We start from the raw sequence: 22,766 nt of genomic DNA, 5'->3' as shown, positions 1-22,766 counted from the left end.
ACATGAAAGAAGTTTTAGAATTACAACAAATCCCCGAAGACAATGAAGTTCAACCACAAGTAGGGCCAACCATAACAACGGTCTCAGCAATCTTAACAACATTTTGGTCAACAGTAAGTAATAATTGTGATCGAGTACATTAATTTGTTAGAGGTTGGTCAAAATTTGGAGAGATGACGCGTTGAAAAATAACTGAATAATCAGTTATTAACTTCGTAGTCTGTAATTGGATGGTATTGAAACTTGAAAGGGGGTGAATAAAATGAACGACGTATTAGAACTACAAAAGATGCCTGAAGAAGGCGAAGTAGGAACACAAGGTTGGACTTGGACAGTTACAATCTTCCTATCGACAGTAAGCAACCACTGCTAATTTGGTCGATACCCTGGAAATTTGAAAGGAGGCGAATAAAATGAACGATGTACTAGAACTACAAAAGATGCCTGAAGAAGGTGAAGTGGGGACACAAGGTTGGACTTGGACGGTAACGATTTTCCTATCGACAGTAAGCAACCATTGTTAACAACTAGAATTTATACATTCATAGTAACATAGATTTTTATACATGAAGATTAATAACCAGGAAAGGAATACTGCATATTCTTTTCCTGGTAACAACAAAGGAGATTCGTAATGTAATGGAGCATATTTTGGAGGTTCAAAACCTAAAAAAGTTGTATCCAAATTCTAATTTCGCTTTAAAGGATATATCATTTTCGGTTCCATACGGCTCTATTGTCGGTTTTATCGGTGAAAATGGTGCAGGTAAATCAACAACGATGGGAACCATTTTAGGTACACGCAGAAAAGATGATGGAGATATAAAAGTATTTGGAGAAATGATACATGCACAGCAAGTTGCTGTAAAGGAAGATATTGGAGTTATCTTTGATCTCATGAATTTCTCGGGTAAGTTAACCATTAATAAACTTTCGAAAGTTTTGGCTAATATTTACCGTCAATGGGATGAGAAAACATTTTTTACATATGTTAACCATTTTTCTCTACCAAAAGATCAAGAAATAGAAGGATTTTCAAGAGGAATGTCCATGAAACTTTCGCTAGCGGTTGCTCTCTCTCATGATGCAAAATTATTACTGTTAGATGAAGCGACATCAGGATTAGATCCGATCGCTCGGGAGGAAATATTGGATGTGTTTAAACATTTCGTAAAAGATAAGAAACGCTCTATCCTACTATCTTCTCACATTACGTCAGATATAGAAAAGGTTGCTGATAAACTTATTTTCATTAAAAATGGAATGATCGAATTAGAAGTAGATAAGGATGAATTACTTCACAATTATGCAATTGTTCAATGTAATCAAAAGACATTTCAGGAAATAGATGTAAATAGTAAAGTTGCCTATAAAATGCAAGATGATCATGTGGAAGTCCTAGTCTCTGATAAAAAAAATTTGCCTAAACCACTCACTCTAAAGAAGCCATTTTCTATTGACGACATCACAAAATTATTAGTGAAAGGGGAATAGGATGAAAGGGCTAATTCTAAATAATTTCTACTCGGTGGAAAAAAGCATAAAGTCTTCAATATTATTAACCGTAGTTATCGTTACTTTCATGATCTTGTCTCAGCATTCGTTAGCACTAAGATTAGCAGCTTTTATACCGTTTGCCTTAATCCCTGTACATGCGTTTGAAGTGTTAAAACAGGATAGTAGATCTGGTTGGAATAGATATGAGCTCACTTTACCTTTACATAGACATAAAATCCTTCTAAGTAAATACGTAATATTTATCCTGTTATTTTTATTAGGCTTATTCATCACAACTGTAATATTTTTACTTGCTGATGCTTTTATGACGATAACTTTCACGCAAGTTTATGTGAACTATTTGTTACGTGGGATGGGATTGATTTTATGTATTGCCGCTTTAACGTATCCCTTAACCTATTTATTAGGAACAGAGAAGTCAGATTTTATTCAGATATGTAGTATCGGCTTTTCATTGGGGATGTTTGGTATTGTATTTGCAATGTTGACATGGATCATGGGAAAAGTGGACGGTTTTGACGAAATTTTCTCTATCAGTTTTTTTTCTGTTGCTATCATTTTTTTTATTATATCCTACGCTATTTCTTATATCATTTATAGGAAAAAGGATTATTAATAGATTTCTCTGCTAGATTAATTCAATTGGATGAGGGAGATGGACGAATGGACAAAACTAGGAAAAAGAATATTCATGTAATGGCAGAGAAAAAAAGACGTAATTGGTATATTCATCTTTTGATATTTGCTATACTACAGCTCGTTTTCTTCATTTTTGACAATCGTTTTAGTTGGAGTATCTTTGGTCTAAATGATATAGGTGAGTGGTTTGTATCAGATTTTACTTCTCTAAAAGAAGGGGTTCAAATTTACGATAGTCAACCGTTAAACTCCCTTCTAGTAATTTGGGGAATTGTATTACTAATTGATACAATCATTACCTTGTACTTCATGATTAGGATCAGGGGAAATGGCAAAACTGAATGAATTTATGGAAAAAATGAGTGGGTACTTAAATACTCTCATAAAAAATTGTCCCCATGGGCGTACAAACTTTACCAGTTTTGTACATTTTGGGGACATCAGTTATGAATACCTACACGATCCTTCTCGACCAAATCTCTACATTTAACTCAAGGTAGGATAGAACTTTCGTTGTGAATTGCCTCCTCTTATTACTTTCGAAATAGGGGTTAAGTGGAAGGAAGCAGAAGAACCGTCCCCACGCTTCCCCGCTGCCCACCATTTACGAGCTAGAGGAAGCAAAAGAACCGTCCCTCTGCTTCACTGCTTCTTCCCGTTTTCCTACGACTCGTGCGACTTGCCATCCTATAATTGCGTTTACGATTCCCATCATTCCAAATAATAAGTAGTCTCCGATTGGTTCGGGAAGGACGAGGTCCATCATTAACCAGAAACCAGCTGTAGCACCGCCAATTACCGCACCTATTAGTCCTTTATAAAGACCTTTCATGCACTTGACACCACCCTATTTATATTTGAACTCCTACAACGTCATCTTATGTTGGAGAATCAATCGATATAACATGAATTTTGTCTAATGCATGTCCATAGGAGCTTAATTGACCTCGGATATAACTGCCAGTAAATGTCGGTTTCGTTCGTTCATCTCACACTCCTCTTTATCGTGCTTTATCTTGGAGGAGTTGATATCCCTGTATTGTACCCCATAGGAAAATAATGCTCCATAAGGTAATGATCACGGTTCCCATAATCCAATTTTTCGGTTTCCTATGTTCTAATTCATAACTCGCTTTCTTTTCACATTCTGCCAATGTCTCTTTTGGGATCATTTTTAGTGCGATCATAATTCCTAAAGGTAGGATAATTACCTCATCTAGGTATCCAAGAACCGGTATAAAATCAGGAATCAAATCAATCGGACTGAAAGCATATGCTACGATACAAGCTGCAAAAACCTTCGCATACCATGGTACATTATCATGTTTATAAGCGAAGTAAAGAACATAAATTTGTCGTTTTAAGTTTTTTGCCCAATCTTTTATTTTCTTCATTGTTTTCCCCTTATTTACTGTACTATTGGTAGTATTAACGTTGGGTCATGCGATTATAATTAAAATATGCGAAAGGGCGATACAAGGAACGTAGAAGATGGTATCCCTTTTTGTTTGATCGATGGTTGCTGGATTTACCAGATTCATTGCTAGTACAGATATTCCAAAGTTGGGCAATAGCCCTTCCCATTTAGTTGTTCAGACATAGGGTATTAATGTAGCATTTAAAAGGAGGAATTTTTGATGAGTGAACATTTAGGCGGAGGATTTGCTTTAATCGTAGTGTTGTTCATCCTTCTTATCATTGTAGGAACTTCCTATGTCGGAGGCTATGGCGTTTAATATAATCTTTAAATATGGGGATTCCGGGAGTGTATGCTAGCTCCGGAACCCCTTTGATAAAAAATGGCGGTATAGCCAAGTGGCCAAGGCAGAGGTCTGCAAAACCTCCATCACCGGTTCGAATCCGGTTACCGCCTCTACATAACAATTCGAAAGTCCTAATCCATGTTGGTTGGGATTTTTTTTTGGATGTTGTCCACTTCTGTAAATCGGATGCTAGTTCTTGTAGAATTTTGTATTATTCTATGTTTAATTAAATCGATTTTAGGTTATTGATTAATAGAGTGATAGATTTTATTAAAGGAGTGGAGCCTGTTTATGGACATGAAAAAGGTAATGGAAAAGCTAGAAAGTGTGTATCTAGAAAAACCTCACCGTGTGTTTTCGATGTACTTAAATACGGATCCAGCTGATCCAGAACAGCAGGGTGGAGAATGGAAAATTCACCTAAAAAACGGTCTCAATCGTTTTGAAAATTACTTAAAAGCGGATGGAGATGTGGAGGAACAAAAGAATTTTAAAAAGATCAAAGAAAAAGTCCAACAGTATGTGCATGATAACGAGCTAAATCTCTCAAAAAGCATCGTCGTATTTGCTACTCCTAATGAAGAAATTTGGTTTGCGGAACGGTTTCAGATGCCGGTGGAAACGAAATTTTATTGGGAAGAAACCGCAAAAGTAGATCAATTAAAAGAAATGTATCAAAAGTTTCCAAAAACCGGTATCATTTTGACACAAAAAGAAGCGATTAAAGTTATCGATTCAGAGCTAGGAAGTTTAAAAGATACCAAACTATTTGAGTTAGATTTGGATACAGAAGATTGGAAGGAGCACACCGGTCCTCAGAATGTGCAGGCATCAGTAGGATTAGGTGGAAGTGATATGAAACCAGACGAGTTCCAGCAACGGTTTGAAGCGAATCGATATCGTTGGTATAAAACAATTGCATCGAAATTAGATAAGCTTGCCAAGGACAAGCGGTGGGATTCGATTTATCTGGTGGGTGATAAAGAGGAAGCGAAAGACTTGATGAAGAATATGAATAAATATGTGACAGATATTGTAAATAAAAATATGCTCGATCATGAAGAGCAGAAAGTCTTTGATGTGGTCCTAGCTTAAAGGGAGATGATGGGAACAAGAGTTAAAGTACTAGGGAGATCCGAACCAATTCTTTCATCAGAATTCGTTCGGATTTTTCTATTGAAGAGTTGATGTTTTCGTATATGTATACAATGCGTCCTGTCTATAGTGGCAATCAGCAGTCTTCATAGAACGAGAGAAACTGCTATTACTATTCCTACCCAGATTCTATTCGAAGCGCTCCCTTCATATTTTTCAAATGGCACGCATATTCTGTATGGATTGTAGCTGATATATGGAGGAGAATAATGGACTATATTAATAAATGGCTAGTAGATTACGGTGTAAATACGACCTTAGCAACTTACCTTTCTGTGTTGATCATGATTTTATTCATCGCATTGATTTGTTTTTTGGCAAATTTTATTACGAAGAAGGTTGTTATCCGGATGATCAATCACATGGTAACAACGAGTAAATACAAGTGGGATAATATGCTTTTGGAAAGGAAGGTGTTCCATAAGTTATCTCATGTTGTGCCAGTAATTATCATCTATCATTTTGCTTCAACCTTCTCTAATTATGAAACGATAATTGAAAAAGGATCGATCATCTATTTAACGATCGTTGGTTTAATGGTGATTAATAGTTTATTAGATGCGCTTCACGACATTTATCAAACGTACGAGGTATCCAAAATTAGACCGATAAAAGGATACCTTCAAGTTGTTAAAATAATATTATTTACGCTTGGGATCATTTTGGTTATTGCGAACATGATGGGCAAAAGTCCGATGATTTTTCTAAGCGGATTTGGAGCCCTTTCGGCTGTCATTATGCTTGTGTTTCGGGATTCCATCTTAGGACTGGTTGCAGGAATTCAATTGTCCGCAAATGATATGGTTCGTGTGGGTGATTGGATTGAAATGCCTAAATATGGCGCGGATGGGGATATTATTGATATCTCATTAAATACGATTAAGGTACAAAACTGGGACAAGACAATCACGACGGTTCCGAGCTATGCATTAATATCGGATTCCTTTAAAAACTGGAGAGGAATGGAACGGTCAGGTGGACGTCGGATGAAGCGATTTATCTATATCGATACAACAAGTATTTCATTTTGTACGGAGGAAATGATAGCAAAATTTAAAGGGATTCATTACTTAACCGATTATGTAGTTAATCGAGAACGTGAGATTGAAGCGTACAATATGAAAAATGAGATCAGTCGAACCAATCCGGTGAATGGAAGGGCACTGACAAACATAGGCGTTTTCCGGGCTTACGTTCGTAATTATGTGGAGCATCATCCTGGAATTAGGCAAGATTTAACGTTGATGGTGCGGCAGTTAGCGCCAACGGAACATGGGGTTCCATTGGAAATATATGCCTTTATTAATGATATTAGGTGGATTCAATACGAAGCGATTCAATCGGATATTTTCGATCATCTTTTTGCTATTGCACCTGAGTTTGGATTGCGAGTTTACCAAAGTCCATCTGGTTATGATTTGAGACAGAGCGTAGAAGAATGGAGTACAAGAGAAGTCGAACATTAATAGAAAGAAACGATCAACATCTGCTAATCGTTGTTTCTAACGGTTGGTGGGTGTTTTTTTCTAGGGGAAAATAATATTTTGTTACGGATGAAACGTCTGCCTTAAGTCAAGGTATCTTAGATTATGATAAAATGAAAGAATGTGTACAGAGAATATACTGATAACCAGCTTAGGGGTGGAAAAGCATTGAACAAAAAAGATATCGCAAATATACGGAAACAATTTAAAATAAACAATGATTTATTAAAGATTCATGAAATCTTTAATGTATATATTATGAAAGAGTCGAGTGAAATTTACCATTATCAAAGTGCTCCGTTTGATTTGCTAGAAGATGAACAGAAAGAGCTGTTTATGGCCAATTTTAAGAAAGTGTTATCTGGTCAATTGGATGAAAAATTATTTGAACTCAAGTTTCAGCGAGATGTAGAGGATAGTAGCCAGCTCATTCTACATCAAGGTTTATTAAGTAATGATACCGAAGAATGGAATGAATATATGCTTCGACTGGTTGAAAAAATGTTGAAGGATAAACAGTATGAAATGGATGTTGTTGTGACCTTTATTAAGGGAGAATATATGAAACCAATGAAACGCAGCAATGAAGAAGCGGAAGAAAGTGGACGAGATACGGTTTTTTCCAATCCATTTATTCTATGTAGTATGAATACAACACAAGATCCGAAGAAGGAGTTGCTGTTTGACTACGTTGAAAAAGAGTTCAAGTACAATATTGTGGTAGATCCAATCATTAACTTGAAAGCTCCGAAGTCAGGATTTTTATTCCCGTGCTTTACGGATAATGCTGCTGATGTAAACCATGTTCTTTATTCAGCTAAGAAAGCCTATGAACTAGATTATCATTTCATTGAGGAAGTTTTAAATGCGGAGGAGACGATGACTGCTGCAGATGATAAGGTAGTTTTTGAGGAAATCGTGAAGAAGGTTACGGGGGACCAAATTAATACATCCACACTTTCGAATGTGTATGATGAGATCCACCGTACCATCGAAGAAAGTGAAGAGAATGAAGAAGAGGATGTGCCGAAACTAGACTACAAGGATGTAGAAAAAGTTCTCAAAAGCAGTGGCGTAGCAGATGTTGATTCAGATAAGGTAGAAGATGCGTTTAAGACGGTGATTGATGATGATAAATATGAATTTAAGGCTAGTAGTATCATACCGAAATATAATTCAAAATCGATCAAAATAAAGACAAAAGTAGCAGACATTAAAATCAGTCCCCAGGATTTACGATTTGTCCGCCAAATTCATTTTGATGGAAAGCTAAGCCTGATGATTGAAGTGGAAGAAAATACAGTGATCGAAGGCTTTGAAATGATTCCGGAAGCATTATTTCAGAAGGCAAAGAAAGAAGAAGAATAGCAGTGGGGCAACAGATTGTTGTCCCTGGGACGGCAAACCTGTCCCCCTGTCCCGGTCAAGAATTTTGTAAAACTGGGTGTGTGTCCATTACATCTCTTTGTTTTTTGACATAGGTTAATTGTGTAATGCCTAAGGAGGTGTAGTAAATTATGAGTGAAGCAGTAGGATTTGGTGGAGGTTTCGCGCTAATTGTCGTTTTATTCATCTTGTTAATCATTGTCGGTTCAGCTGGCTTTGGTTATTAAATTCTAGGGTATAAATGAAAATACTATTATAAGGAGTGTTGTTATAATGGGATTCAATTTTACACCTTATGAGGCTGGAGTTAACTGTGGGTACGGTTATGGCGCACCAGTATATGGTCATGGAGCAGGATTTGGTACAGGAAACGGCTTTGCATTAATCGTCGTACTATTTATCCTTCTCATCATTGTTGGTGCAGCTTTAGTATAAAATAGGAAGCAGAGGGAAGCAGAGGAACCGTCCCTCTGCTTCTTTTATTCATCAACCTTAATCAATAGTCTTTGCTCGATTTCTTTTGAATCACCGCGTTCTTTCACGTGTTCTCCTTTTAACTTCTCACCATTTTCTCCGTAAGCATCTAAAACAGGCTGTGTACTATATGGGGAGGAGTAGCTTATGACAATTTCATATTCCGATAAGTTTGATATTCTACTATCATTTTCAGGATTTTTAATATAGAAAGTTGCTGATCCATCTGGATTGACATTGACAATATGAGCGTAGCCGGTTGTTTGGTAGTTCGGGATATCAAGGCTAGCTTTTACATCTGTATTTTCAATGAAATTACTTTCTAAATCCACGATTAGATAATCGTCCTTCCTTTTAACGCTAGGATCTAGTCTTATGTTCGGATCCCCACTGTCACTTGGGATATCCCAAGTAGGGGCTTTCATTTCAATGGTTTGTTCTTGATCATCTACATAGAAATGCTCTTTAAAAGAGAGAATTTTGGACTCTTCTTCAGAATCTGGATCCAATCGAATGAAATCACCTGCAAGTCCATTACTGTAATGCTCGGTAATCTCATCATCTTGTTCTTCAGGTTCGAAGACTAATTCAAGGGTTGCGGGTCCTTCCATGTCTTCCGGTAAACTTTCTTCAAAGATAAAATTACCGTTCTCCTCAACGAATGCTTGTGAACCTCCGCCAATTAAAATCCCGTCAATAGGTGAAATACTAAGAGCAATTCGCGACTCTGGTAAGAGATTGGTTTTTCCGTCTATGGTAATATCTCGACCATTTATGGACACATTCCCTTCAATCCATACCTCCATTTCCCCTTGATCTTCGGGACCAGATGCTGTTCCTACTTCTTCAAAAGCTACGTCACTTTCTTCATCATTTTCGCCTTCTTCAGCTGAAGTGTCATTCTTTTCTTCTGTGTTTGATTCCTGTTCTGTATCTTTCGCTTCTTCAACCGTCTCATTCGCGTCATTACAGGCTGTTACCCATAATACCAGACACACGAGGACAAACGGTAAAAATAAGCGCTTTCTCGTCACCATATTGCTTATCACTCCTTTTTATCAATCACTTTCCATATTAATCGTTATTTCATTAGCATACATCAAACTTTCTTCCTGTTTAGGCAAAAGTTGGAAATGGGTTAAAAGTACTATTTTCGCAGAAATTAATGTATTTAGAAAATTATTGACATTATTAATTGGTTTCTCTATTATATAACCAAATGGTTATATAATATTTTGGGAGGTGACTAGGACGACGTATAATATTTACCGTGCATTAGCGGATTCAACAAGAAGAAAAATCCTTCAGCTATTATCAAGCGGAGAACAGACACAATCAGATATTGTGAAAGAATTTAATATTTCGCAACCTGCTATTAATAAACAGCTTCGTATTCTTAAAGAAGAAGGGTTTATACATGAAAGAAAATCTGGACGATATCGTTATTATCAACTAGACCGGGAGACATTTGAAGGTGCTTATCACCAAATGGTTGATGAAATCGGTGCAATGTTAGATCAGACATTAATGGACTTAAAACATTATGTTGAAAATAAGGAGGAAGACGATGATTAAATCGAAAACCGTTAAGCGAAGTATTTTTATCAATGCCTCAGTAAAAAAAGTATGGAGAGCTTTAACGGAAGAACGAGAATTATTGCGCTGGTACACGTGGGATTGTGAAATCGATTTTAGTGAAGGTGGTACGGGGAATTATAATCATGGCTGGGGTGTTTGGACATCTGGTACCTTTGAAGAGATTGTTGAATATGAAACGTTCGTGCTTCGTACTGGTGAGAATGCAAGGACGATTACAACACTGACTCCGGAAAATGGTGGAGTTCGTGTAACAATAGAATATGAGATTCCAAGCTTGGAAAATGAACCCGAGATTAGAGAAAATATGGCCTTTGGGACGTATCAATTTATGACAAACTTAAAGAGTGTCCTCGAGCAAGATAAAGATTTAAGACCAGCTTTTTGGAAATCCTGGATCGGCATACAACATACATCTTCAAAATTAGATAATACCACACAATTAGGATCTGTAGTCGTTCGTGTAAAAGAAGGAACACCAGCCGAAAAAGCAGGTTTGGAAGTTGGCGATAGGATAACAGCAGTAAGTGGCGAACAAATTACATCCTATGAAGATCTAGAACGTATGATAACAACCTCAGAGGTAAACGATTCGTTAGTCTTTACCGTTCAACGAAATGACATAGTCAAAGAAGTCACGTGCGAAACACGGCCCTACCCAGTTGAATATCGAACAAAAGTTGAATTTTAATAGTTTTTCACTCGTTTAATAAGGAGCAGCAACAGTAGAAAAATGGTGCTAATTCTCATCAATTTTGGCACCATTTTTTGATGCATCAACGCATCGTTAGGAGTGAAAATCCAGGGCTGTGATGAAACATTTTAAGATTAGGTAACGTCCGTCTAAGTAAAGAAAGGAAGGGGTACCTAAACGATGCAAAAAATAAAAGTACTTTCTGTCTGCCTTTTATTATCTATCATCCTTATTGGATGCCAAAATATTAATAACCTTAACCTAAACGAGGATATAACTCATATTGAAGTTTATGAATGGAATAGTGAAAAGTTGATGGATACCATTGAGGATCAAGTGTTTATTGAAGAACTTACAAGCGAATTAGACAATGCAAAAACACATTCAACAGCAAACATCGATTGGGCAATGCCAGACTATCAATTATTATTCAAAGATGATAATGAGGTTTTGTATGAAATTGGTTATTGTAACGAGATACAGAACTTTGGAAGTGGGGCAGTAGGACGATACTGGGAATCCGATAAGCTTTATGAAGTAAGTACAGAATTACCTCTAGAATGAGCATGGAATTCCAATGTCCTCTTTATTTGGTGTTAGCTAACGAAAGAAAAACCGCTTGGATGTAAAAGATCTACTCCAGGCGGTTACTGTGTTTTATATGAAATTGTAGGACATGGTTAAGGTCAGTTACCTTTAAAAGGCACCTGAACCACCACCGCCGCCTCCAACGCCAGCTCCACCACCGGGAACAGAACCCCCACCGGTTGCTGCAGATACGGTTTGATCGGCCTGTTGAAAGCTGTTTGTTACCGTGCTTGCGATTAATATAAGCATTATCGTGTCACTGGATGAATACTGAGCTCCCATGTTTGCATTTGGCATTTTTTTGGCTAGCATTTCATTCTTCTTCAACATGGACTTATTGTTAGTACCAATTGCATAGATGAATGCTTGCATCTGTTCATCATTCATCCAATTACTCCACTCTTTTTCGTCAATCCTACTATAATTGGAACTGAATTGATCCCAATGGTATTTGATTCGAGCACCTTTTAATGTTCGGGGCTGATATACCATGGCGAAAAATAGTAAGAAGATACTTAGGATTATGGAAAAGGACATCCACATATAGAGCTCATGTACTCCTAAGAGAATGATAAAAGGAACAAGTAATAGGCCACTAATAGCTACAGTCCAGCGTAATCCGACTTTTTTTTCTACTAATTGATGTGTTTTTATTTCTTCTTTTAACGCTTCGATCCATTGCGTATAGTCATTATAGTAGGTTTGTTTGTTTTCCGAATCCTTTGTGTAGCTATCAAGCGCATCCACTGAGAATGTTCCATCGTTACCTATTTTGTAAAAGAGCCACTGGATCAACATATCTTCATGCAGATGATCGGTTGATTGCTTTACGACTACAAATTCATTTTCATTTTTGCGTTCAACGAAGCCTTTTCGAACTAAATCGAATAATGCTGCTGAAACTAAATCTCCATTAGGGACCATACTTTTCATGTGAAGAATTGTTGCTGGCAAACTCATCTCTTCCTTTGGTAAAAGGTATTGTTGGATGGCATTGCGCTCTACTTCCCATATAATTGCTCGTCTTTTTCTCCATGCATTGCCTATTAGTAGGAATACATAAACTGCGAAGCCACCAACAACGTATGGTGCGATACGGCTTAATAAATCTTTTCTATCCTCATATACGGCCATCTTTTCTTCATATGCGGCTATATCTGCTTGGATGTCCTCACGAATGGTTTGGTCTTCTATTTGTGTGGCAAGCGGGAAAAGCGAAGTATCATAAGCGACTCGGATGTCCCCATTTTCGCCGTCTTCTACCTCACCTAAAGCAAAATGAACCGTGCCATTCGTTGTTGATTCCATGGTACCTTCTGCTTCGTCGTAACCAATTGCCAAAACCTCATCAGTTGGTTGCGGAGGGTGAATATAAATATCCATATTTTCATACGTAGATTCGTTATTGCTATCAAAAAATGGCCAGTAAAACTGTCCCAGATCAGCATATACTTCCATGCCATCCTTTATCGTATACGTCAGATCAATCGTGATTTTTTCATCGGATCCACCTCGATAGATTTTATACAGATTTTCCGATTGTTCCACGTCCAACGATTGGTTGTCTTCAAATGCCTCTACGTTCTGAATGAGGCTGTTTTCTTTCGGGATAAGCGTACGAGTAATGCCGTTAAAACCCCCGTCAAATTGGTAGGTATGCTGTTCCGTTACCTCAACATCCCCATTTTCCTGTACGTACGCATCAATTTGTGTGTTTTCAATTGTAAAATCAACGGCCAGTACTTGAGTAGGTATACATACGATTGAAAAAATAATTGCAAGTAATATCGTCCATCGTTTCATTTTGTTGACTCCCTTCAGATGATATACGGATTAACAGGTTAAAAGGTTTCATGATCGTATTGCGAGAAAACTGGTATATGATGTTAAAATGGAGTTATTGACTTCTTGTATGATGCTTGGCTTGTTTAAAATATTGGAGTGGTTGCCTTGCAGTTAAAAACGATTCGATATTGGATATTATTTGGCAGTTTTTCTATATTATTTGGTTTTGGAACATGGCTGGTAGAATTAATAGAAGGAAGTAAAATTACGACAAGTGAACACATTGATTTTGGTATTTTCTTGATCTTTTATGGTTGCATTGGTGGTAGTTTCTTATTCGGAGTCATCATGTTACCTCTAACCATAATAATGGAAAGGTTTTTTAATAAATTGGTGATTAAAATGATTGTTTATTCAATTGTTGGGTATTATTTTGGGAAATTCGTTTTTGGAGTGAACTTTCATGGGGAGCATGTGCAAATTTACCATCTAACAGAAGTAACCTCTATTCTTATTTTTATGGGGATTGGTTTGTTATATGCTTGGATAGACAGATGTAGTTATCATAAGTTAATCTTAAATTAGAGTATAGCATTAGCAAGTATCCTTGCGAAAAAAAGTAAGAGGTGGTTTTAAATGTTGTTGCGCTTATTTAATAAGACGTTGGCATTACTAGCAATATTACTATTTGCATATAAGCTTCTATATGATAAAACTTTTTCTTTTGTCTTCTATCTTGGTCCGATTATGTTGGTATCGTTTGGTATAGAGTATGTCAAAGGGGAAAATAAGGAAAATAAGGGAATAGGGTATTTTTATCTATTTGGTGTGCTCCTGTTATGTGTCGCATTGGTTATAAATAATTTACCTAGTATATAAGTACGGAGGTTAATTAGGTTTTAATCTAAAGGTTTATTATCATTACATATTGCTTGTACCTCCATGTGTTACATTCGATTTGATGCGGAATACCTTAAGACAAATCGATCATAATAACACTGAGTAAGAATTGAAATTTCTACATTGGAGGGAATAGTATGGTCAAAGATTCACATGCTCCAAAAGAAAAAAGCAATAAAGCAAAGCGACCTGATGAACAACGTAGATCCAAAGGGAAATCAAATGCTCGTGGTGGAAGAAACTAAATCGTGACATGAAGAAGGGGGAGGCTGTAACCGAGTCACCCTCTTTTTCTTTGTGCATCTATATCTATTTTTCCCAAACGATGAAACTTCTTCCATATCTAACTCGTAAATCTACTAACAACTTTATTTTTGGAGGTAGGCTATTGGGAGGAATAGGAATTCTATTGGAATTATTAGGTGCTGTCGTAGACTTGTGTTTGTTAAAAGATGTGCAGGAGGAAGATATTGAACGGAATATCAACAAACTGAAGCAAAGCACATGGTTTCAAGATTATTTAAAACATGAACCGTATCGAAAGTTGATTGTCAGTGATCAAGATGTTCGACAGAGGATTGGCAAGTTTAAAACCAAGAAATTGGATAACTTTGGCTATTTAGAAAAATGTCATGTAAAATTGGAACGGGTTCTTCGAAAAAAGGTTGGTTAAAGAAAGAGCACTTTCATGAGGCAGAAAAAGAGAGAATGAAGTTTGGGGGAAATATTAGTGAGTATTCGAAAATTAGAACATAACTTATCACCTTCTTTTCCAAAAGTGCGAATGATGACAGATATGATTGGTAATGGCATCGGATTTTTGGTTATAGGGGTGCTTTTTTGGCTGGATTATTATTTTGCATGGCCTGCATGGGCTTTTTGGGTTTTGATTGGAGCATTAATTCTTAGTGTTTTAAGTACTGTTTGGTCGATGGTTGAACCAGGTTATCTGTACCGAAGCTGGAGTTATCAGTATAATGATGAATACCTTCAACTAAGCTATGGAATTTTTAAAAAGGAGTGGATGACGGTTCCAATGACAAAGATTCAATCCGTCTCGACTACACAAGGGCCTATTATGAAACGGTATCAAATTCGTTCGATTAAAGTGGAAACGATGGGGTCTTCTCATGTTATTCCTGCCTTAGAAGAGGATGTTGCCCTTCAGTTAAGGGAGACGTTGGCGGAGTTTGCAAAGTTGAAGGAAGTGGATGAATAATGCGATACCATCCATTAACGATTCCTTTTCGCATCTATCAGTTAGTGAAAAATAGTTTGTTTATTGGTTTGATATTATTCGTTTTCAACAAGGATTCCGAATTCTGGCTTATGGAGTATGGTAGGTATGCATTTGTAATTCTTGTGTTGTGGCGACTTATCTATATAGTAGCAGCATGGTTTGTTGAAAAATATGAATGGAAGGATCGTACGTTTCACGTTTATAAGGGTGTTTTTACAAAACACACAAGTACCATTCCATTTTCACGGATTCAAAATGTGACGAGAAAGACGACGGTATTCCATAAGCTGGTTGGTCTTACTTCGTTAACATTTGAAACGGCGATGGATGGGGAGGACGATTCCATTCACTTTGAGGTATTAACGAAGAAACATGCGGATTACCTAATTGAGTTGGTGCAGCCGGGTAAGGAAAACACTCCTATAGAAGAAAGCGAGCCTGAAGTTGATCCGTCAATTGGTGAACAGGAGATTGTAGGGGAAGAGCAAGGACCGGCGCAAGAGAAAAGTCGTACCATTCACTTTACACCTCAGCGAAAAGACTTGGTGAAGGCGAGCTTTACATCCTTAAGTTTTCTGGCAATCATTCCAATTGTATTTGGGGTGATTGATTATGTGGAACCATTACTACCGGATCAGGATGAGGTTGAGGGCATTTTTAACGTGTTACTTCATAGCACATGGCTTTTATTTGGACTAATCGTTGTGGCGATTATTATTGCCGTTGTATTTGGTTTTGTGCGTACGTTTATCCGTTTTGGCAAGTATGAGATCTCCTCCGATACTAGGTATATCTATATCGATCGAGGGGTATTGGATGAAAGTTACTTTGCCATAGAAAAGAGAAAGGTTCAAGGCTTAGAAATTAACCAAACCTTTATCAAGCGACTTTTTGGGTTAGCAGAAGTGAAGCTAATAAGTTCAGCTAGTCCAAATAACTCGGATGGTTCTGTTAATGTCAATTCTCTTTATCCTTTTTTACCGATTCACGAGGCATATCAGTTAATTGAGGAATTATTACCGACGTATAAAGTACATACCGAATTAGAAAGGTTGCCCCGAAAGTCACTATGGGTTAAGCTGTTACGGCCAAGTTGGGTTTGGATGATAGCGACAATCGGTTTATTTTACTTTAAGCCGGAGCCATTCAATATTGAACAAGCATGGTGGATATTGAGTATTGTCCTATTGATCCTAGTTGTGTTAAACCGAATCCTTGATTACATACATACCAGGTATATCGTCACGACTGATCAAATACAATGGTGGCATGGTGGTTTAACGAGTCGAATGTTTATTACGAAACGAAGGAATATGATTGAAATGTCTTATTCGCAAAACCGGCTGCAACGGATGTTTCATGTTGCTTCCATCACGACGATGAATCGTTCGGTACCAGCCCATATCGAAACGATTCAAGACCTCCCATTGCCATATGCATTGGGAATGGAGAATTGGTATTTGAAGCGGCATGAGGACGTGCAAGTTGAAGGGTAAATAATGAAACAGATTCGATGAGAATGGAGTTTTAACGGTAAAAACTCCTAGGCGTTCGTAACGCTTAGGAGCTTTTGCTTTATTTCCTTTTCTTTATTACATAATTTAACTCCCCTTGAGAGATTTTAAATATATGTACGATAATAAAGGAGTTGGGCTGATGTATTTCTGTCCTTTATGTAATGGGTTCGAATCGGTTTCCATGGAATGTCCAAGCTGTGAATCAACGATCGCTGATCAAGGAAAGCTGGCCGATTTTTTTGATGACTATAGTGCTTATATGGATATTGATATGATTAAGCTTTTTGATGGAGATCCTAAATCATTAGAAAACCACCAGTGCTTACATTATTTTTACTGTGAAAATTGCAGCCATGAGGAAATCAAAGCGGTGAAAGAGGTAAGTGCATTACATTAGTTTTTTGGAAAGAAGAGTAGCGGAATGAGGGGCAGTTTACAAGAAAATCCTCTCGTTCTGTATTTTAAAAGAGGTACACATCTGACTCGTTTAGGATCCTCAAAATGGAAAAAATATCTCTTTTTGTCCGTTACATGGTAATATATATTTTCATGAAAAACCCTTAGAATCTATGCATTCCAAGGGTTTTTGTCTTTTTCTTTAGAGGAACAGTAATGCAAATATCATGGTAACGAGTAGGCCAGTAACTACTGGGATGAAGCTTTTTCGGACAAGGTCAATAACTGAAATTTTGGCAAAACCAGCGATAGCGATGATTGGTGACCAGGCAACGAGTGTTCCACCACCAACCCAAATCGCTCCAATTTGACCAATGGAAGCAAGTGTAGTTGGATCCATACCTGTTGAAGCGGCTAATGCCTCGGAAAGCGAACCGATTAATGGCAAGGCAGAGAAACCAGAGCCATCAAGTCCAGACACCATACCTAAAATCAACACACCTAAAGCGGTGAAAAACGCGTTATTGGGAATGAACGCTTGACTTTCCTGCACTAAATCAAACAGGAAGGAAGGAGTCGTATCTGAATCTGTTCCGAAAATTTGCCCTGCTAGCTCACCACTTCCGATAAAGAAAAACGCAGCAACTGGAATTACAAGCCCCATAACTTTAAAAGCAAACACAAATCCTTTCACGATATGATCACTAACCTCTTGCAATGTTTTCTTGTAATCCCGGAAGAGTGACATGACAATGATTAATAGAATTGCGGTTCCTCCAACGAGGGCAGAACCTGCTCCGTCTTCAATTGCTGGAACGACATCAGAGAATGTTGCAACAACGACATACGTGACAATGACGAGAAAGATACCAGGTACGAGAACAGCGAATACTGGGCTGTATTTTCCTTTTTTAACTTCCGTGTCATCTGCATTTAGGTTTAAGTCATCGTCACCACTTTTCTCCCATTCTGTGAGGTTTTGCTTTGCAGGTTTTTTGATTGATTTACGAACCATGAAATAAGCCATTGTTAGAGAGACAGCCCCGGCAACGAGTGACAAAATGAGGGTTTGCTCGCCAATCGCACTCGCCTCTAGTGCACCACTGCTTGAAGCGGTTAATTCTGGGGCCACTTTGAGAATGAAATCGGATGACAATGCCATCCCATGACCAGCTAGAGAAATCGCAATCGCTGCCCCAATTGGTGACAGTCCGGCTTGAATGGCTACGGGGATTAATAACGCACCAATCAGTGGAACGGCTGGTGCTGGCCAAAAGAACAAGGACAATATATACGTAACAACCACAAGTACCCAAAAGGATAATGTTCCGTTTTTCATGACTTTCTGAAACGGTTGAACCATTTGTTCATCAGCACCGATGGATTGAATCATCCGTAAGAGTGCTGTCATGACCGCAATGATTAAAAAGATGTTAAACAGCTCCGTGGCTGCGGTTAAGTTGGCATTGAATATCGCTTGGATTCCATCTAGGAAAGATCCGGTAAAGGACCAAGCAACAAAAAAACTCATGACTAACGCTGGCACAACAACATTTTGTCGAAATAACATCGTTAAGATAACCAGTAATGTGCCAATTAAATATAACCAATGTGATAATGTAAGATCCATGATTTATCTATCTCCTTTACTTAGGAATATAGAAATCCCATGGACATATCCTATGTCGATATTTGGGCTGTTGTGATAAGGGGAGGTTGATTGTGGAGGAAAATAGGGGGGAGACCTATAACATAACCGTTCCGTTTAGACGTAAACAATGGTACATAAAAAAGTTGCTCATGACCGAAGTGAAGTCAGAATTTTATGTTAGAATGAAGAATAAGGTTTTTCCCATAAGTTTCTTCTAAAAGTGCTGTAAGGGATTGAAACTTGTGGTAAGCAGAATCGTATAAGTAATATATCCTGCTAATGGGGGGATGAGCAATGTTATTTATTCTCATCGTGTTTTCGATACCTGTTTATGGTTTTTGCATTTGGAGTCTCTATGAACCAGAAGAAAGTTTTTTTCTATTTGACCGATGGAGATTTAAAGAAATTCCTGAGTTGTCGGATATTCAGATTAAGTTAATAAAAATTGGAAGTGTCATTGCTATGATTCTATGGACGATATTAATTATCGATGTTGCAATTGATACGTTTACGCCTGACCCACCTTTGCCACCTATCCCTGATGAATTGAAGGTAGACTAAATGCCAATGTAACCATGAAGGAACGAAAGGCGGGGAGGCTATTTAACAAACGGGGCTTTCATAGCACAAGGTGGCTAAAATTCCCTGTGCTTCTTTCGAAAACCTTTCTATGGGTGCGACGTTTATCCATCAAGCAAATGTTTTAAACGCTCTGCATGACGACGGTTTGTGTCAATTACTTCCTCGACGAGTTGTTTGCTGATTGGATCCAAATCGCCTTTTACGATTTCCTCGGAATATTCTACTCCATACTTGTCGAGGCCTTTAATAGCGTCTTGTACCATTTTATCTGAGTCGTCTGAGAGCATCATTTGGTGCATAAAACTGTGCATTCTTCCAGATGCCCCTTCACTGTCAGCAGGGACGCCGCCTAAGTTTTGAATACGCTCCGCTAGTTTTTGAGCATTTAGCTTTGTTTCCTGTTGCATCGATTGGGATTCGCTTTTTAACGCATCATCTTCTACCTTTTGAATATAATGTTCCAGTGATCGTATACCCATATAAGTGCCTCTTAATAACGTGTTTAACTCTTCAACTACGATATTCTCCTTTGGCAATTTCACCACATCCTTTTGGTTTTATTATGATGAATTCCGCCAAAAAGATTCATCAAGGGTCATGGGGAAAAAGCCAACTTATTTCAAACCGAAAAGTCCTTTGTTAATAAAATTATTAATTAGTTCAGCCATTTCTTTCGGTGATTTATCCATTCCGTTATATAACCACATTTTCATCATTTGAATACTTCCAGTTACAATAAACGCACTCAAATACTCGGATATATTTCGGTCGAGGAGGTTCACTTCCATCCAGTTTTTCATGATAAATCGATGGGCAACATCGGTTACTTTCTTTTGAAAGGAAGAATCCCCATCTTTTTGAAGAAGTGTTTTGCATTCGTCCTGCTTGGTTGCAAAGTATTCGAGTAGCTTTTCTACCATTTGAACAGCTTCTTCTTCCTTCTCGAAGTTGTATGCACTGAGGTACTGATTCATATCGTCGATTAATTCGTCTTCAATTTGCGTGAGCAGGTCAAAATGGTCTGCATAATGTGCATAAAATGTAGAACGATTGATGTCTGCCAATTCACAGAGCTCCTTAACTGTAATTGAGGAAATTTGTTTTTCTTTTAACAGATCCATCAAGCTTTCCCTTAAAACCTTACGAGTATATTTTTTCCGTCGGTCTAATTTCGTGGAACTAATTGGAATCCCCTCCTTGAAAATTTTCGCGTTAGCCAACATATGCTGCCGAAATGTTGGCTATTGTACGCATCCTATAAAACTGTTTGTTGTAAAAGCAACACCGTGTTTATATAATATTAAGGTGGAATTTTTGCTTTTGCAAGAGAGGATGAGCGGTTATAGATATAGCAACACGAATCATTAAACATAAAAAATCGATTTTAATAACGTTTCTAATTGTTACGGTCATTAGCACGGTTGCTCAATTTGGAGTAGCTGTTAACTATAATATGGTAGATTACTTGCCAGAGGATGCACAGTCTACCGATGCAATGGACGTGATGGATCAAGAATTTGATGGTTCGGTTCCGAATACAAGAGTCATGATTCATGATGTAACCGTTCAGGAAGCGCTCGTTTTTAAAGAAGAGCTTTCTTCGATTGATGGTGTATCGGACGTAACGTGGCTCGATGATGCGATCGACATAAAAACGCCGATTGAAATGGCGGATGCCGATACGGTAGAAACCTATTATAAAGATGATAACGCGTTATTTTCCTTCAGCATACGTGATGGGGATGAAGTGGAAATAACCGATGCCATTTATGACTTGATTGGCGAGGAAAATGCCATGGCTGGGGAGGCTTTAGATACAGCAACCCAACAAAAAATGGCTTTTACCGAAACGATGTATGCAGCAGCGTTGTTAATACCGATTATTGTGATCATATTGGTTCTTTCAACAACCTCCTGGATGGAACCGGTCTTTTTCCTAACGGCGATCGGGGTATCGGTGCTGATTAACTTAGGAACGAATATTTTTATTGGGGAAATATCTTTTGTCACACAGTCTGTTGCACCGATCTTACAGCTTGCAGTTTCCCTGGATTATGCGATTTTCTTGCTGCATAGTTTTGCAGATTATCGACAAAAAGTAGCTGATCCGAATGAAGCGATGCGACTTGCGATGAAGCGATCCTTCCCTGCCATTGTCGCGAGTGCATCAACGACCTTCTTTGGATTTATGGCACTTACGTTTATGAATTTTGAGATCGGATCTGATTTAGGTGTGAACCTTGTCAAAGGGATTGTCTTAAGCTTTATTAGTGTCATGGTATTTTTACCAGCATTAACCTTAATGTTTTATAAATGGATTGATAAAACGCAGCACAAGCCATTCATACCGAAATTTAAAAATATCGGCAAGCGCGTTGTGAAGCTGCGAATTCCTAGTTTACTTCTTGTATTTTTACTGATTGTGCCGGCATTTTTAGCACAAGGTCAAACGAGTTTTATCTATGGAATTGGGGAGCAACCAGATTCAACTCGTGCAGGTAGTGATGTCGTTAAGATTGAGGAGGAATTTGGGAAAAATACCTCCATGGTTTTACTTGTTCCTAAAGGAGACATTGCAAAAGAGGAAGCACTCGTGAACGATTTAGAAGATATGAATCATGTTACAAGTGTGCTAGCATACGTAAACACGGTCAGTGCAGCAATTCCTCCCGAGTATTTGGAAGAATCCGTAACAGAGCAGTTTTATTCGGAAAATTACAGCCGGGTCATTCTCCAGACAAATACCGATACAGAAGGGGAGACTGCCTTTGGGCTTATTGAAGAAGTCCAGGAGGTAGCAAAAAGTTATTATGGAGATGATGTTTACTCCCTTGGGGAAAGCGTGACACTGTATGACATGAAAAATGTGGTGCAAAGAGATAATACGGTTGTAAATTTACTAACCGTTATAACGATTGCGATTGTATTACTGGTCACGTTTAAATCGATTTCGTTTCCAATTGTATTGCTACTTACGATTCAATCAGCGGTTTGGATTAACTTAGCCGTTCCATACTTCACGAATTCATCGCTTGTGTTCGTCGGGTATTTGATCGTAAGTACCGTACAGCTCGCTGCGACGGTTGACTATGCAATTTTACTAACGGAAGCGTACAAGGAATACCGGAAAGAAATGCCGGCATTAATGGCAATTAAGAGAACAATCGATGAAAAGTTATTCTCGATTTTGGTTTCTGCTTCCATTTTATCCAGTGTTGGGTTTATTCTGTCGCTCACATCGACGAACCCAGTTGTTTCTTCGATTGGACTACTACTAGGACGTGGGGCATTGTTAGCCTTTATTATGGTGGTATTTTTCCTACCAGCGATGTTATTGGTGTTTGATAAGGTGATTGATAAAACAACATGGAAAGCAAATTTCTATAAGGAGAAATGAT

General features: G+C 37.9%; 30 protein-coding genes and 1 tRNA gene. 24 read left to right on the top strand and 7 right to left on the bottom strand.

Annotated features, from left to right (window positions below; genetic code table 11):
* Window positions 1–2 precede the first annotated feature (2 nt).
* The 6 genes from BMX40_RS20340 (at window position 3) to BMX40_RS13200 (ending at window position 2,502) form a co-directional block, all read left to right on the top strand.
* Window positions 3–143 carry a class III lanthipeptide gene (locus BMX40_RS20340; RefSeq protein WP_170840791.1) on the top strand — a complete coding sequence of 47 codons (141 nt, stop codon included), beginning with the start codon at window positions 3–5 and terminating at the stop codon, window positions 141–143.
* A gap of 119 nt (window positions 144–262) precedes the next feature.
* Window positions 263–373 (top strand): class III lanthipeptide, encoded by a 111-nt coding sequence (locus tag BMX40_RS20545; protein WP_211753626.1) that lies wholly within the window; start codon window positions 263–265, stop codon window positions 371–373.
* Window positions 374–413: 40 nt separating this feature from the next.
* On the top strand, window positions 414–524 hold the full coding sequence (locus tag BMX40_RS20540; RefSeq protein ID WP_211753626.1) for a class III lanthipeptide: 111 nt from the start codon (window positions 414–416) through the stop codon (window positions 522–524).
* A 115-nt stretch (window positions 525–639) separates the two neighbouring features.
* Window positions 640–1,494: an ABC transporter ATP-binding protein gene (locus BMX40_RS13210; RefSeq protein ID WP_090870689.1), complete on the top strand. Its 855-nt coding sequence runs from the start codon at window positions 640–642 to the stop codon at window positions 1,492–1,494.
* 1 nt (window position 1,495) lies between these two features.
* Window positions 1,496–2,134: an ABC-2 transporter permease gene (locus tag BMX40_RS13205; RefSeq protein WP_090870687.1), complete on the top strand. Its 639-nt coding sequence runs from the start codon at window positions 1,496–1,498 to the stop codon at window positions 2,132–2,134.
* A gap of 47 nt (window positions 2,135–2,181) precedes the next feature.
* Window positions 2,182–2,502, top strand: a complete 321-nt coding sequence (locus BMX40_RS13200; protein ID WP_090870685.1) for a hypothetical protein — start codon at window positions 2,182–2,184, stop codon at window positions 2,500–2,502.
* A gap of 259 nt (window positions 2,503–2,761) precedes the next feature.
* Here the strand turns inward: BMX40_RS13200 and BMX40_RS13195 are convergent, their stop codons facing one another.
* Together BMX40_RS13195 and BMX40_RS13190 are read right to left on the bottom strand one after the other, a co-directional pair.
* Window positions 2,762–2,989 (bottom strand): hypothetical protein, encoded by a 228-nt coding sequence (locus BMX40_RS13195; RefSeq protein ID WP_090870683.1) that lies wholly within the window; start codon window positions 2,987–2,989, stop codon window positions 2,762–2,764.
* Window positions 2,990–3,158: 169 nt separating this feature from the next.
* Entirely contained in the window at window positions 3,159–3,551 is a 393-nt protein-coding gene (locus BMX40_RS13190; RefSeq protein ID WP_090870681.1) for a YkvA family protein, read from the bottom strand.
* 243 nt (window positions 3,552–3,794) lie between these two features.
* Here BMX40_RS13190 and BMX40_RS13185 point away from each other — a divergent pair, with 243 nt between their 5' ends.
* The 7 genes from BMX40_RS13185 (at window position 3,795) to BMX40_RS13155 (ending at window position 8,380) form a co-directional block, all read left to right on the top strand.
* The gene (locus tag BMX40_RS13185; protein ID WP_090870679.1) at window positions 3,795–3,893 is read left to right on the top strand and encodes a YjcZ family sporulation protein; all 99 of its coding nucleotides are present in this window, start codon (window positions 3,795–3,797) and stop codon (window positions 3,891–3,893) included.
* A gap of 65 nt (window positions 3,894–3,958) precedes the next feature.
* A tRNA-Cys gene (locus BMX40_RS13180) sits at window positions 3,959–4,030 on the top strand.
* Window positions 4,031–4,211: 181 nt separating this feature from the next.
* On the top strand, window positions 4,212–5,015 hold the full coding sequence (locus BMX40_RS13175) for a VLRF1 family aeRF1-type release factor (RefSeq protein ID WP_090870677.1): 804 nt from the start codon (window positions 4,212–4,214) through the stop codon (window positions 5,013–5,015).
* 269 nt (window positions 5,016–5,284) lie between these two features.
* Window positions 5,285–6,541 carry a mechanosensitive ion channel family protein gene (locus tag BMX40_RS13170; protein WP_090870676.1) on the top strand — a complete coding sequence of 419 codons (1,257 nt, stop codon included), beginning with the start codon at window positions 5,285–5,287 and terminating at the stop codon, window positions 6,539–6,541.
* A 186-nt stretch (window positions 6,542–6,727) separates the two neighbouring features.
* Window positions 6,728–7,927, top strand: a complete 1,200-nt coding sequence (locus BMX40_RS13165) for a DUF4317 domain-containing protein (protein ID WP_090870674.1) — start codon at window positions 6,728–6,730, stop codon at window positions 7,925–7,927.
* A gap of 149 nt (window positions 7,928–8,076) precedes the next feature.
* On the top strand, window positions 8,077–8,172 hold the full coding sequence (locus BMX40_RS13160; protein WP_090870672.1) for a YjcZ family sporulation protein: 96 nt from the start codon (window positions 8,077–8,079) through the stop codon (window positions 8,170–8,172).
* Between the two features lie 46 nt (window positions 8,173–8,218).
* Window positions 8,219–8,380 carry a YjcZ family sporulation protein gene (locus tag BMX40_RS13155; protein WP_090870671.1) on the top strand — a complete coding sequence of 54 codons (162 nt, stop codon included), beginning with the start codon at window positions 8,219–8,221 and terminating at the stop codon, window positions 8,378–8,380.
* Window positions 8,381–8,424: 44 nt separating this feature from the next.
* On the opposite strand, the gene BMX40_RS13150 is transcribed toward BMX40_RS13155, so the two are convergent.
* Window positions 8,425–9,456, bottom strand: a complete 1,032-nt coding sequence (locus tag BMX40_RS13150; RefSeq protein WP_090870669.1) for a hypothetical protein — start codon at window positions 9,454–9,456, stop codon at window positions 8,425–8,427.
* A 205-nt stretch (window positions 9,457–9,661) separates the two neighbouring features.
* Here BMX40_RS13150 and BMX40_RS13145 point away from each other — a divergent pair, with 205 nt between their 5' ends.
* The 3 genes from BMX40_RS13145 to BMX40_RS13135 all read left to right on the top strand — a co-directional run bounded on the left by BMX40_RS13145 (window position 9,662) and on the right by BMX40_RS13135 (window position 11,273).
* The gene (locus BMX40_RS13145) at window positions 9,662–9,994 is read left to right on the top strand and encodes an ArsR/SmtB family transcription factor (protein ID WP_170840790.1); all 333 of its coding nucleotides are present in this window, start codon (window positions 9,662–9,664) and stop codon (window positions 9,992–9,994) included.
* Entirely contained in the window at window positions 9,987–10,706 is a 720-nt protein-coding gene (locus BMX40_RS13140) for an SRPBCC domain-containing protein (protein ID WP_170840789.1), read from the top strand. The genes BMX40_RS13145 and BMX40_RS13140 overlap by 8 nt, the downstream gene beginning before the upstream one ends.
* Before the next feature lie 183 nt (window positions 10,707–10,889).
* Window positions 10,890–11,273, top strand: a complete 384-nt coding sequence (locus BMX40_RS13135) for a hypothetical protein (RefSeq protein WP_090870663.1) — start codon at window positions 10,890–10,892, stop codon at window positions 11,271–11,273.
* 132 nt (window positions 11,274–11,405) lie between these two features.
* Here BMX40_RS13135 and BMX40_RS13130 read toward each other — a convergent pair whose 3' ends face one another.
* The gene (locus BMX40_RS13130; RefSeq protein WP_090870661.1) at window positions 11,406–13,100 is read right to left on the bottom strand and encodes a DUF2207 domain-containing protein; all 1,695 of its coding nucleotides are present in this window, start codon (window positions 13,098–13,100) and stop codon (window positions 11,406–11,408) included.
* Window positions 13,101–13,247: 147 nt separating this feature from the next.
* On the opposite strand from BMX40_RS13130, the gene BMX40_RS13125 reads away from it, so the two are divergent.
* From BMX40_RS13125 to BMX40_RS13100, 6 genes are all read left to right on the top strand, one after another.
* Complete coding sequence (locus BMX40_RS13125) at window positions 13,248–13,667, top strand: hypothetical protein (protein WP_090870658.1); 420 nt, start codon at window positions 13,248–13,250, stop codon at window positions 13,665–13,667.
* A 51-nt stretch (window positions 13,668–13,718) separates the two neighbouring features.
* Window positions 13,719–13,961 (top strand): hypothetical protein, encoded by a 243-nt coding sequence (locus BMX40_RS13120; RefSeq protein WP_090870656.1) that lies wholly within the window; start codon window positions 13,719–13,721, stop codon window positions 13,959–13,961.
* A gap of 409 nt (window positions 13,962–14,370) precedes the next feature.
* On the top strand, window positions 14,371–14,655 hold the full coding sequence (locus BMX40_RS13115; protein ID WP_090870654.1) for a hypothetical protein: 285 nt from the start codon (window positions 14,371–14,373) through the stop codon (window positions 14,653–14,655).
* A gap of 57 nt (window positions 14,656–14,712) precedes the next feature.
* Window positions 14,713–15,201 (top strand): PH domain-containing protein, encoded by a 489-nt coding sequence (locus BMX40_RS13110; RefSeq protein ID WP_244513549.1) that lies wholly within the window; start codon window positions 14,713–14,715, stop codon window positions 15,199–15,201.
* Complete coding sequence (locus BMX40_RS13105) at window positions 15,201–16,718, top strand: PH domain-containing protein (RefSeq protein ID WP_090870652.1); 1,518 nt, start codon at window positions 15,201–15,203, stop codon at window positions 16,716–16,718. Before BMX40_RS13110 ends, BMX40_RS13105 begins: the two co-directional genes overlap by 1 nt.
* A 160-nt stretch (window positions 16,719–16,878) precedes the next feature.
* Window positions 16,879–17,136, top strand: a complete 258-nt coding sequence (locus tag BMX40_RS13100; RefSeq protein WP_090870650.1) for a hypothetical protein — start codon at window positions 16,879–16,881, stop codon at window positions 17,134–17,136.
* Between the two features lie 201 nt (window positions 17,137–17,337).
* Here the strand turns inward: BMX40_RS13100 and BMX40_RS13095 are convergent, their stop codons facing one another.
* Window positions 17,338–18,765 carry a hypothetical protein gene (locus BMX40_RS13095; RefSeq protein ID WP_090870648.1) on the bottom strand — a complete coding sequence of 476 codons (1,428 nt, stop codon included), beginning with the start codon at window positions 18,763–18,765 and terminating at the stop codon, window positions 17,338–17,340.
* Window positions 18,766–19,080: 315 nt separating this feature from the next.
* Between BMX40_RS13095 and BMX40_RS13090 the strand changes: the two genes are divergently transcribed.
* The gene (locus BMX40_RS13090) at window positions 19,081–19,347 is read left to right on the top strand and encodes a DUF6199 family natural product biosynthesis protein (protein WP_090870645.1); all 267 of its coding nucleotides are present in this window, start codon (window positions 19,081–19,083) and stop codon (window positions 19,345–19,347) included.
* Between the two features lie 122 nt (window positions 19,348–19,469).
* Here the strand turns inward: BMX40_RS13090 and BMX40_RS13085 are convergent, their stop codons facing one another.
* The gene (locus tag BMX40_RS13085; RefSeq protein ID WP_090870643.1) at window positions 19,470–19,904 is read right to left on the bottom strand and encodes a DUF2383 domain-containing protein; all 435 of its coding nucleotides are present in this window, start codon (window positions 19,902–19,904) and stop codon (window positions 19,470–19,472) included.
* A 78-nt stretch (window positions 19,905–19,982) separates the two neighbouring features.
* Window positions 19,983–20,588: a TetR/AcrR family transcriptional regulator gene (locus tag BMX40_RS13080; RefSeq protein WP_244513548.1), complete on the bottom strand. Its 606-nt coding sequence runs from the start codon at window positions 20,586–20,588 to the stop codon at window positions 19,983–19,985.
* Window positions 20,589–20,821: 233 nt separating this feature from the next.
* Between BMX40_RS13080 and BMX40_RS13075 the strand changes: the two genes are divergently transcribed.
* On the top strand, window positions 20,822–22,765 hold the full coding sequence (locus BMX40_RS13075; RefSeq protein ID WP_244513547.1) for an efflux RND transporter permease subunit: 1,944 nt from the start codon (window positions 20,822–20,824) through the stop codon (window positions 22,763–22,765).
* The last annotated feature ends 1 nt before the right edge of the window (window position 22,766 follow it).

The organism is Oceanobacillus limi (genome assembly GCF_900111445.1).
GTDB lineage: Bacteria > Bacillota > Bacilli > Bacillales > Amphibacillaceae > Ornithinibacillus > Ornithinibacillus limi.
The sequence above is the reverse complement of the archived record's forward strand: the minus strand, read 5'-3'. Positions and strand labels throughout refer to the sequence as shown.

Coding starts and splice junctions, on each gene's coding strand:
- BMX40_RS13210 (WP_090870689.1), top strand. CDS start 640: ATGGAGCATATTTTGGAGGTTCAAAACCTAAAAAAGTTGTATCCAAAT.
- BMX40_RS13100 (WP_090870650.1), top strand. CDS start 16,879: ATGTATTTCTGTCCTTTATGTAATGGGTTCGAATCGGTTTCCATGGAA.
- BMX40_RS13150 (WP_090870669.1), bottom strand. CDS start 9,456: ATGGTGACGAGAAAGCGCTTATTTTTACCGTTTGTCCTCGTGTGTCTG.
- BMX40_RS20540 (WP_211753626.1), top strand. CDS start 414: ATGAACGATGTACTAGAACTACAAAAGATGCCTGAAGAAGGTGAAGTG.
- BMX40_RS13075 (WP_244513547.1), top strand. CDS start 20,822: ATGGTAGATTACTTGCCAGAGGATGCACAGTCTACCGATGCAATGGAC.
- BMX40_RS13170 (WP_090870676.1), top strand. CDS start 5,285: ATGGACTATATTAATAAATGGCTAGTAGATTACGGTGTAAATACGACC.
- BMX40_RS13195 (WP_090870683.1), bottom strand. CDS start 2,989: ATGAAAGGTCTTTATAAAGGACTAATAGGTGCGGTAATTGGCGGTGCT.
- BMX40_RS13160 (WP_090870672.1), top strand. CDS start 8,077: ATGAGTGAAGCAGTAGGATTTGGTGGAGGTTTCGCGCTAATTGTCGTT.
- BMX40_RS13190 (WP_090870681.1), bottom strand. CDS start 3,551: ATGAAGAAAATAAAAGATTGGGCAAAAAACTTAAAACGACAAATTTAT.
- BMX40_RS13130 (WP_090870661.1), bottom strand. CDS start 13,100: ATGAAACGATGGACGATATTACTTGCAATTATTTTTTCAATCGTATGT.
- BMX40_RS13135 (WP_090870663.1), top strand. CDS start 10,890: ATGCAAAAAATAAAAGTACTTTCTGTCTGCCTTTTATTATCTATCATC.
- BMX40_RS13200 (WP_090870685.1), top strand. CDS start 2,182: ATGGACAAAACTAGGAAAAAGAATATTCATGTAATGGCAGAGAAAAAA.
- BMX40_RS13095 (WP_090870648.1), bottom strand. CDS start 18,765: ATGGATCTTACATTATCACATTGGTTATATTTAATTGGCACATTACTG.
- BMX40_RS20340 (WP_170840791.1), top strand. CDS start 3: ATGAAAGAAGTTTTAGAATTACAACAAATCCCCGAAGACAATGAAGTT.
- BMX40_RS13175 (WP_090870677.1), top strand. CDS start 4,212: ATGGACATGAAAAAGGTAATGGAAAAGCTAGAAAGTGTGTATCTAGAA.
- BMX40_RS13205 (WP_090870687.1), top strand. CDS start 1,496: ATGAAAGGGCTAATTCTAAATAATTTCTACTCGGTGGAAAAAAGCATA.
- BMX40_RS13120 (WP_090870656.1), top strand. CDS start 13,719: ATGTTGTTGCGCTTATTTAATAAGACGTTGGCATTACTAGCAATATTA.
- BMX40_RS13090 (WP_090870645.1), top strand. CDS start 19,081: ATGTTATTTATTCTCATCGTGTTTTCGATACCTGTTTATGGTTTTTGC.
- BMX40_RS20545 (WP_211753626.1), top strand. CDS start 263: ATGAACGACGTATTAGAACTACAAAAGATGCCTGAAGAAGGCGAAGTA.
- BMX40_RS13155 (WP_090870671.1), top strand. CDS start 8,219: ATGGGATTCAATTTTACACCTTATGAGGCTGGAGTTAACTGTGGGTAC.
- BMX40_RS13185 (WP_090870679.1), top strand. CDS start 3,795: ATGAGTGAACATTTAGGCGGAGGATTTGCTTTAATCGTAGTGTTGTTC.
- BMX40_RS13105 (WP_090870652.1), top strand. CDS start 15,201: ATGCGATACCATCCATTAACGATTCCTTTTCGCATCTATCAGTTAGTG.
- BMX40_RS13140 (WP_170840789.1), top strand. CDS start 9,987: ATGATTAAATCGAAAACCGTTAAGCGAAGTATTTTTATCAATGCCTCA.